Origin of the sequence: Ensifer adhaerens (genome assembly GCF_002940685.1) — a bacterium.
Taxonomy (GTDB): domain Bacteria; phylum Pseudomonadota; class Alphaproteobacteria; order Rhizobiales; family Rhizobiaceae; genus Ensifer; species Ensifer adhaerens_E.
Genome location: NZ_PNFP01000043.1, coordinates 1 through 8,845, shown reverse-complemented (window position 1 = coordinate 8,845; position 8,845 = coordinate 1). Strand labels below are relative to the sequence as shown.

General features: G+C 57.1%; 8 protein-coding genes and 2 pseudogenes. All 10 read left to right on the top strand.

All coding sequences use genetic code 11. The features are described 5' to 3' along the window. Nucleotides 1-372: 372 nt before the first annotated feature. Nucleotides 373-741, top strand: a complete 369-nt coding sequence (locus C1A35_RS36295) for a hypothetical protein (protein WP_158665289.1) — start codon at nt 373-375, stop codon at nt 739-741. A 635-nt stretch (nt 742-1,376) separates the two neighbouring features. Continuing rightward, nucleotides 1,377-1,547: a hypothetical protein gene (locus C1A35_RS36290; protein WP_158665288.1), complete on the top strand. Its 171-nt coding sequence runs from the start codon at nt 1,377-1,379 to the stop codon at nt 1,545-1,547. Nucleotides 1,548-1,782: 235 nt separating this feature from the next. Beyond that, a pseudogene (locus C1A35_RS35435) lies at nt 1,783-2,114 on the top strand (AAA family ATPase); the annotation flags it as partial. Nucleotides 2,115-2,157: 43 nt separating this feature from the next. Further along, a complete protein-coding gene (locus C1A35_RS36285) occupies nt 2,158-2,400 on the top strand; it encodes a hypothetical protein (protein WP_234823142.1) in 243 nt (80 codons plus the stop codon). Nucleotides 2,401-2,560: 160 nt separating this feature from the next. Then, entirely contained in the window at nt 2,561-2,743 is a 183-nt protein-coding gene (locus C1A35_RS35425; RefSeq protein ID WP_104668898.1) for a hypothetical protein, read from the top strand. Nucleotides 2,744-3,094: 351 nt separating this feature from the next. After that, nucleotides 3,095-4,225, top strand: a complete 1,131-nt coding sequence (locus C1A35_RS35420; RefSeq protein ID WP_104668897.1) for a TRAP transporter substrate-binding protein — start codon at nt 3,095-3,097, stop codon at nt 4,223-4,225. A gap of 60 nt (nt 4,226-4,285) precedes the next feature. Then, nucleotides 4,286-4,933 carry a TRAP transporter small permease subunit gene (locus tag C1A35_RS35415; RefSeq protein WP_104668896.1) on the top strand — a complete coding sequence of 216 codons (648 nt, stop codon included), beginning with the start codon at nt 4,286-4,288 and terminating at the stop codon, nt 4,931-4,933. Then, nucleotides 4,930-6,348, top strand: coding sequence for a TRAP transporter large permease (locus tag C1A35_RS35410; protein WP_104668895.1), 1,419 nt, complete (start codon nt 4,930-4,932; stop codon nt 6,346-6,348). Before C1A35_RS35415 ends, C1A35_RS35410 begins: the two co-directional genes overlap by 4 nt. A 37-nt stretch (nt 6,349-6,385) precedes the next feature. Next, nucleotides 6,386-6,568 (top strand): hypothetical protein, encoded by a 183-nt coding sequence (locus C1A35_RS35405; RefSeq protein WP_104668894.1) that lies wholly within the window; start codon nt 6,386-6,388, stop codon nt 6,566-6,568. A gap of 245 nt (nt 6,569-6,813) precedes the next feature. Next, a pseudogene (locus tag C1A35_RS36505) lies at nt 6,814-6,909 on the top strand (LysR family transcriptional regulator); the annotation flags it as partial. Nucleotides 6,910-8,845: the final 1,936 nt, after the last annotated feature.

Here is an 8,845-nt window from a genome sequence, read left to right as displayed (position 1 = left end):
GTGGCGGGAGGTGTTGCGGTTTGCGCGAGCGCGCCAAGGGTCGACGCGCCGAGGAATACCGCGGCGAGCAGCAGATTCTTCATGATGTGGTTCCTAGTTCTCAAGCCCAGGTAGGCAGCATTCAAACTCAGTAGGTCCGGTTTTTGTTCCTTGATTTCATTGAGAATTGTCTGGTTCAGGTTTCCAACTTCGCGGTCGGGGCAACGTTAGGTGGGATAATGCGAGGGAAAACCTGGTTCGATCAGGCGGGCCCGGCGTTGGCTTCTCAAAAGCCGGCGAGGTTTTTGCATCGAGACGGAACTACTCTGGCGCGCGTGAGTTTCATCCACGGCCAGCGGGGGCGAAATCACACGCAAACCGAGAGAGGGTACAATGGCAAAGTCCCCCAGCAGGACTATTGGCGGTTCAGAGGAGCTACGCGAACATTTCGCCGAGCTCGAAGCGAAAAGCTCCGCGGAAGATCCACCGTCTGACGCCAATCTTGCTGCGGATGAGCAGATCGCAGAATTGCGCCGACAGGTTACTGACCTGCAGGAACGTCTTTCTGCCATACGAGAACAAACCGAGGGCGTGTACAATCCTCCATCGCGAAGAACCGATGTTCACCCTTGGCTGAGGGTCGTCATTACGGCGGCGACCACGTTCGTTCTTGCTCGCCTGTTGCAACACTTCCGGTTGGGCACGGATGGAACGGCGATTATGCCGATGCTGACAGATCGGCTCCAAAGCCGAACCAGATGACCTTACGGCGCGCTCGGCCGGGCATGCGGATTGCGGAACAAAATCCGAGGGTGGCGGTTAACATGGCGGGTCTGGTTGTGACCAGGTCCGATGTTGACACGCACGTTTTATGGCCCCGTCAGTCGCCTTTCGGGGCCATTTTTTCGCGCAGATGCCCGGACTTTCCACCGCCGAAATCGTTTCTCCTTCGACTATCGAGCCTGCTCGGGATCAAGGAGAGGTTTTCAGAGTGACCTCTGAGGTGAATTCGCCTCTGAAAGTGCCGTAGGCCTCGCCGCCGGCGGGGACCTCTTTTCTTCTTCCAGACCCCATCGTTCCTCTGCAGGATCGCTTCGATATAACCTGAATTTGCAATGCCAGTTTTCTGACTAATACGCGCGAAACATCTTGAGAACGCAGCAAGTACAGAGATGGTATTCTAGCTCGTTCGGATTAGGTGTTTTACAGGGGCGCTGGCTCCGCATCATCAGGCGGAACCAGTCCCCGTTGCGGGCGTTTCGGCATTGAAGGAAATCCGGCGTCGCTCAAGGAAGCACCCTTCCAGCGACAACGAGCGCCGAGACCCTTCTGGGAGGTTTTCGATGTACAGGCTTTCAGAAGTTCCAAGCTGCGATCTGAGCCCGGAGGATATAGTCATGTTGCAGGGCATTTATGACAAGGTGTGCCTTGTAACAGCATTGCCGAAGCGATCGGCTCGCAGCAACCAGCTCGCAAGGTTCCTTGTCGAAGAATTCCGGCTCGGGCATACCGACGAGGCCTGCCTGCTCGAATGCGCGCTCTGGTTTGCGAAGAAGCCGTCGAAGTGATTGGCGTCCGCCTTTCGAACAGACGTGGCGATACCGGCGCCCGGTCAACGAATAGCGGGGAAGCCAACATAGAATTGATGCATTGCCCGGCAATGGCCCTCCCTCGCCAACGCGAGCGGCTGCGCGCCGCCAAGGACAACCAACTGAATAACCTGTTCGAAGAATACGCGCTGGCGGCAAGAACTCCTGACACACTTTTGTGGAAGGTGCTTCGTCAGGAAGAGTGCATCAGCAGTCCTGGGAATACGGCTGGCAGAACGAGAAAGGGCTGCTTGGCAAGGGCGACATCCTCGTCATCGATGAGGCCGGCATGATTGCAAGTCGGCAGCTTGCAAGGTTCCTCAAGCAAGCTGAAGTGAGAGGCGCCAACAGCTGCAGGCGATCGGCGCCGAGTCTCCCTTCCGCGCGATTGCGGAACGGATCGGAGCGGTCGAGCTCTCTGAAATTCGCCGCCGCCAGAAAGTCGCCTGGCAGTGCGAGGCGTCGATTGCCTTTGCGACGCATCGCACCGAGGAGGGGCTGGCGGCCTATGCCGAGCGTGGGGCGGTTCAATTCCGCGATCATCGCGCACAAAGGGCTTGCTGACTACTATCACGTAGAACACCCGCCATTGCAGGGCCACATCGCGTTCGATGCTTTCTCTGTCATATACGCTCCAATGAAAATAGGAAGGCTGCTGCAGGATGCTTTTGACATTACGGCGCCGGCGGCCGCGGCCATGCAGGGCTACGCGCTCACTTATCTCGATTGTTGCGTCGAACCACGCGAACCGGTGCGGGTCGATCACGAGCTGGTCCTTTGGCTTGCAAAGCCGCTCACGGGGATGGTCAAGTCGGCCGAAGCCCGCCGCTGAGGGAGGATCCAGGGGCGACCGTTAGGCCGCCCCACGCATTGCGAAATTGCTGAAGCCAGCAGTGGGCCTTCGTCGTATGGCGCGTTTGACGCTGCGCGCAACCGCAATAGGGAACTCGCGCCCCTCAAGCCCGTTTTCCTTTCGATAGGAGTAACGGCAAATGGCAACCAAAGACACCAATGCAACGCCTGAGCAGGCGAAGCCGAAAGACATCCATCAACCGGCGGACCGCAAGAAGCACCCCGACGAGCAGTCGATCGCGCCACCAACCGTTCAGCCGGCTGGCGCCAAGGATACCAGCGAAAAACCTGAGGTGAACCCCGTCACTGGCGTGGCGATCTAGATCGCTGTTGTACGGGAACCGCTTATTGGGTCATCCGCGCTTTCAACGCGGGCTCCGCGTGGCCCAGCGACGCGCAGTGGTGTCGTTGGCCGACGGGAATCATCAGCCGCTAGGCGACCTGCGAGCGACAGCGCCAAAAAAACGCTCGGTTTGTCCGGCTTTGGGTCGGACGAAGCTGCCATTTAACAGCCGTCGGACGTCTGTCAGAATAGCAGAAAGTGTGCATAATTAACGGGTGAGAACAATCAGTCGTTGAGGCTGGTGGCGAAGAAGTTGGGAGCCGTCTTCGTCAAGAAGCGAACTGTCATCGGATTATAGGGAGAATTGGTACCAATCCAGGGAGGAAGAGCAATGGACAAAGGGAACGTATCGCGTCGAGAACTGCTGGGAGCATCGACGCTTGTTGGCGTAACTGCGGTTGGGACTCTTGCTGCACCGCCCGTACTGGCCCAGGCACCAACCGTCATCAAAATGCAAACTTCGTGGCCCGCGTCGGATATCTGGATGGATTTTGCCCGCCAGTACGTAGAAAGGGTTCAACGAATGTCTGGCGGACGCCTGAAGTTCGAACTCATGCCCGCCGGTACAGTTGTCGGCGCGTTTCAAGTCCTCGACGGTGTCAATGATGGCGTGATCGACGCAGCCCACACCGTTCCGGTCTATTGGTATGGAAAGCACAAGGCAGCTTCCCTTTTCGGTACCGGACCGGTATTCGGCGGCAGCGCAACCACAATGCTCGGATGGTTCCATCAAGGCGGAGGCAAGGATCTCTACCGAGAGCTCACCCAGGACATCATGGGTCTGAACCTCTACGGCTTTTATGGATTTCCGATGCCCGCACAACCGTTTGGCTGGTTCAAGAATCCGGTAGCGACACTGAACGACATCAACGGCCTCAAGTACCGTACGGTCGGGCTCGCCGCCGATCTGATGCAAAACATGGGCATGAGCGTTGCTCAACTTCCGGGCGGTGAAATCGTACCAGCGATGGAGCGAGGCGTCATCGACGCTTTCGAATTCAACAATCCTTCGTCGGATCTACGATTTGGTTCGCAGGATGTTGCCAAGAACTACGTGCTGTCGTCCTACCATCAGGCGAGCGAATCCTTCGAGTTTCTCTTCAATAAGGATGTATTTGACGACCTTCCCGACGATCTCCAAGCTATCCTCGAATATGGTGTGGAGGCCGCAAGCACGGCGAATACAGCATCCGCGATGGACAATTATTCAAGTGACCTTCAGAAGCTCCAGGCCGAACATGGCGTGACCGTGCACCGCACGCCGAAGGAAATTCTGGACGCGCAACTGAAAGCTTGGGACGAGATCATCCCTAAGCTTGAAGCAGATGCCTTTATGAAGAAGGTGCTCGACAGTCAGCGGCAGTGGGTGGAGAGGGTCGTGTACTACGAGTTGATGAACTCAGCTGACCTAGCACTCGCCTATGAGCATTACTTCCCCGGAAAATTGAACTTCGGAAAATAGCAGGTGAAGGCCCGGTACTCCGGGCCCAATCCTGTTCACCGGAGCCAAGGAGGCGCTTGCATGCTCCGCTACATTGCATTCGCCGATGACTTGTCGGCGTGGTTTGGCAAGGTGTTTGCGTGGGGGATACTCATCATGGCCTTCGGCGTGGGGTACGAGGTTGTCGCACGCTATCTCTTCCGCGCTCCGACCCCATGGGCCTTCGACCTGAGCTACATGCTCTATGGAACGCTCTTCATGATGGCGGGAGCCTACACACTCTCGCGAGACGGCCATGTACGCGGCGATTTCATCTATCGGCTCTGGAAGCCGCGCACGCAGGCCAGACTGGAGCTGGTGCTGTACATCATCTTTTTCTTTCCCGGCATCACCGCGCTGGTGTTCTCGGGCTGGAAATATGCCGAGCGCAGCTGGCGCTACTTGGAGGTCAGTTCAAACAGCCCGGCGGGTGTACCGATTTTCCAGTTCAAGGCGGTGATCGTCGCAGCCGGTATTCTTTTGTTTTTGCAAGGTGTAGCGCAGGTCTTCCGCTGCATTCTCTGCATACGAACAGGAGAGTGGCCGAAAGCGGCCGAAGACGTCGAAGAACTGGAAAAGGTGCTTCTGGAAACGAAAAGCCTGGACGTCCTCAAGTCCGAGGACGAGGGATTTCTTCCGTCTAGTAGACCTGACCCTCGACGCGAACGGCGGGAGCAGGACGCTCAATGACGGATGCACACATAGCCGTCGGGATGCTCCTCATCCTCATCCTTACCATCTTCCTCGGCTTCCCCGTGGCTTTCACCTTGATGGCTCTTGGCGTCGGCTTCGGATATTATGCCTATTTCGATGCCGTCCGTATGTGGCGTGCCTATGATCGCGCGCTCGAATCCGGCGGCGACGCCCTTACGCTGACGGAGACCTGGGTCAGCGGTTTCTTCAACAATCGGATCTTCGATCTATTCGTCAACCAGACGTACTCGGTCATCCAGAACGATGTGCTGACGGCCATCCCGCTCTTCCTGTTCATGGGTTACATCGTCGAGCGGGCCAATATCGTCGATCGGCTGTTCTCAACGCTTTACAATGTCACGCGCAGGCTGCCCGGCTCGATGGCGGTCGCGGCGCTTGCCACCTGCACGCTCTTTGCCACGGCAACTGGCATCGTCGGAGCGGTGGTGACGCTGATGGGGCTGCTCGCCCTGCCGGCGATGCTGAAGGCAAGATACGACGTGCGCTACGCGACGGGCGTGATCTGCGCGGGCGGCACGCTTGGCATCCTGATCCCACCTTCCATCCTGCTGATTGTCTATGCGGCAACCTCCGGAATTTCGGTCGTGCGCATGTACGCAGCGGCGCTCTTGCCAGGTCTCGTCTTGGCGGGGCTCTATCTCCTATATGTCGTAGTGCGCGCAATCCTACAGCCACAAGTGGCGCCACAGCCATCGAAAGAGGAGGTCGGTGATCACACGCCAGTCGAACTCGCTTGGATGATGCTGACATCCTTCGCGCCGCTCGCTTTTCTGATTCTTGCGGTGCTCGGTGCCATTCTCTTTGGCCTGGCGACCCCTTCGGAAGCGGCCGCTATCGGCGCATTGGGAGGGCTGGCCCTTGCGGCGGCCTATCGGGCATTGACTTGGCAGCGACTGAAGGAGTCGGTGTATTTGACGGCACGGACGACCGCGATGGTGTGCTGGTTGTTCGTCGGTTCGGCTACCTTCGCATCGGTGTTCGCCTACCTCGGTGGCCAACAATTGATCAGTGACTTCGTGACCGGCCTGGACATGTCGCCGCTGATGTTCCTGATCATGGCCCAAATCATCATCTTCATCCTCGGCTGGCCCCTGGAATGGACGGAGATCATCGTCATCTTCATTCCCATTTTCATTCCATTGCTACCGCATTTCGGGATAGACCCGCTGTTCTTCGGTATTCTGGTAGCAATCAACCTGCAGACAGCTTTCCTGTCACCACCTATGGCGATGTCGGCCTACTACCTGAAGGGCGTCTCACCTGCGCATGTCAAACTGACAGACATATTCCGCGGCATGATGCCGTATATGTTGATCGTCATTTTCTGCATGGTGACGATCTATCTGTTCCCGAGCATAGTCTATATGCTGCCAGATCTGCTCTATGGATGATACACTGTGTGGCCCCCCGTATCGACAGGATCTACCGATGAGCAGAAACCGGATCTTTGCAATAATTGCATTCGTGACGCTCATCGCGTTCTGCGCCGTCATTCTGGCATTTGTTCCGCGGTTCGATCTGGCCGCCGCACTGCTGATCGGAATTGTCCCTGCTGGGTACGACATCTGGGATCAGCTCTTTCGGCGACGTCCAGCGAAATCGTCTGAATAGGCTAAAAGCACGCTCGGTATGCCTTCATCAAACAAGGGGCGGGTTCGGAGGCTCAGCTCGTTCAGCTTGAAAGCGAAAGGTTGCTGAAGATTTTGCCGCACAGGGGAGCGATCGCCTCGCAACTGACCGTGGATGAGATCGCAGCGGTCAACCCCGTTGCTTTTGGCAAAGGACCTTGAGGCGTTGCGTGAGATTGTGAGATTGCGCCAACGGGACTGCAGCTGCGAGTCAGGGGTTCGAATCCGTTCATCCGCCCGGGAGAAAACATCGGGTCCTTGCGCTTCTTCTCGATCGCACACGAGCGCTATCTGCTGGCAGTCAAAACGAGCCCGCTGGCAGAAGGACTTGCCGAACCGTGGTTTCGAGCTTCGACGATATCATCTTTTCGGTCGCCGGCGCGACCGGGAGAACGAGCATACTGAAAGGATAGAGCCAAATGGGGCGCCAGCGACCTGCCCGGCGCCTCGATGTCACCCATACGCGCGCATCGAGATCTGCAGTTTGAAAGAGGACGCGCATCGCGACGATAGATATCGCCAAGAGGGGTGAGCGCGACTTTTGAACCATGGAATTGCGCCTCAGCATTCTGCCTTTGGCCCTTAAATTCGCCCATGCAAAAAAGAAAACTCGCGTCAGTTTTGACGGAACTGTCAACGCCTGAAGGATCGCTATCTGTGTCTGCGTTAGCGTCTGAGCGCAGGTGGCGCCGGTGAACAATGGCGCCTTCGACGCGCTATGTTCCTGGTCGTGCCAATCGACAACGTTTACCCATCGACTCATAGCCTTTGTCGCATTCCCAATCATTGCCCGAGTAATCGAGGTGGGCATTGTCGGGCAGCTTGATTTTCGAACAGGAAGATTCCTGCTTACGGTATCCGCGCTCGCACTTCCATTTGTCTCCCTCTGATGTCAGGAACGCATGCGGAGGAACTTGGACAACGCGGCACGCCTCGCCTTCTTGTCTGTAACCGCGCTTGCACATCCACCCCGGTCCGTAAGTGGCGAAGTCGGGATAAGCGTGGGCGGGCACTATTACCTCAGCGCAGGAGCCATCGCTTTCCCTGTAACCTCGATTACAGGCCCATCCAGGTCCATGTCTGGTGAATGTCGCGTGAGCGTTCACAGGAACTTCGACCTCTACGCAGCGCGAGCCGCTCTTTCGGTATCCCCGTTCGCAATCCCAACCGTCAGATGACAGCTCGTCAAGATAGCCATATGCTGGAACCGTAACTGCTGTGCACCGGTTCAGTTCCAGGCGAAACCCTCTTTTACATTTCCATCCGTTTCCCCAGTTGCGCAAATAAGCGTTCGCAGGGATCTCTATTTCGACGCAGGCGCTAGCGGAGCGGCTATAACCTCGATCGCATTCCCAGCCATCGCCGCGTTGGACGGGGTGAGAGTTTGGCGGCGCTTCCGATTTCGTTTGGGCTGGCGAGCTGACTGAACTCAGCGCGAGAGCGCAAGCAAGCGCAAGAGACCACAAAGCGAATTTGGCGTCGAGTTTCCAGTTCAATGGAATTCCTTCGTCAGCAGAAACAACAACTGCACCAGACGTCCATGGGAGCGACAATGCGCGGATCGCTGCGGTCGTCTTGCGGCGCGGTAGCCGAAGACAATCCATCGAACCAAACTATATCATATCATGATATTTCTCGGAAATCGACATGCGTGCGCGCTCGAACACACGCGCGGTGGGGTGAGAGGTGCCTATCTTCTCACACGAGGGTATCCCTCGCCGAGCATGCGATACGGCATTTTATGCGTCGTGCGAAAAACGCAATCTGGGATAACTGCTAGGCTTGATCTTGGCGGCGCGACAGTCCGAGGCAAATTTCTGACCAGCCTTTTTATCGCTTCCATTGATCCGGTTTTCGAGCTTTCCGAGTCGTCCACCGGCACGACGATTGAGGTTCAGCTTGACCGATACGGCGCAGACAATGAATTGGGCACTTGCGCAGTTCCGGGCCAGGTCAGGCAGCAGCGTTTGGCGACGGGATGTGATGGCAAGGGCTTTCTGGGTGACTCCAGCCATTTTGCGAGGAGTGGGTTGCGTGCTTGCGGCGCTATCGCCCTGATTGCAGGGGTGCTTTTGGGTCGATCCAAGAGCTCTACGCGTTACTTACTCGCCCAGTAGCCAAGCTCCGCCCAAGGGCGCATAATGATCGCGTCCCGTGAGGTGGTGTAGCAGACGGCATTGGTTGCCGTGCTCTCCGGCATGGACCGGGATGATCAGCGCGCCACGGCTGGCAGGCTGATGAGCGGATCATCGCTCATCTG

Excerpts from the sequence above, each read along its gene's own strand:
- C1A35_RS36295 (WP_158665289.1), top strand. The coding sequence starts at position 373 with ATGGCAAAGTCCCCCAGCAGGACTATTGGCGGTTCAGAGGAGCTACGC.
- C1A35_RS36290 (WP_158665288.1), top strand. The coding sequence starts at position 1,377 with ATGTTGCAGGGCATTTATGACAAGGTGTGCCTTGTAACAGCATTGCCG.
- C1A35_RS35425 (WP_104668898.1), top strand. The coding sequence starts at position 2,561 with ATGGCAACCAAAGACACCAATGCAACGCCTGAGCAGGCGAAGCCGAAA.
- C1A35_RS35420 (WP_104668897.1), top strand. The coding sequence starts at position 3,095 with ATGGACAAAGGGAACGTATCGCGTCGAGAACTGCTGGGAGCATCGACG.
- C1A35_RS35415 (WP_104668896.1), top strand. The coding sequence starts at position 4,286 with ATGCTCCGCTACATTGCATTCGCCGATGACTTGTCGGCGTGGTTTGGC.
- C1A35_RS35410 (WP_104668895.1), top strand. The coding sequence starts at position 4,930 with ATGACGGATGCACACATAGCCGTCGGGATGCTCCTCATCCTCATCCTT.
- C1A35_RS35405 (WP_104668894.1), top strand. The coding sequence starts at position 6,386 with ATGAGCAGAAACCGGATCTTTGCAATAATTGCATTCGTGACGCTCATC.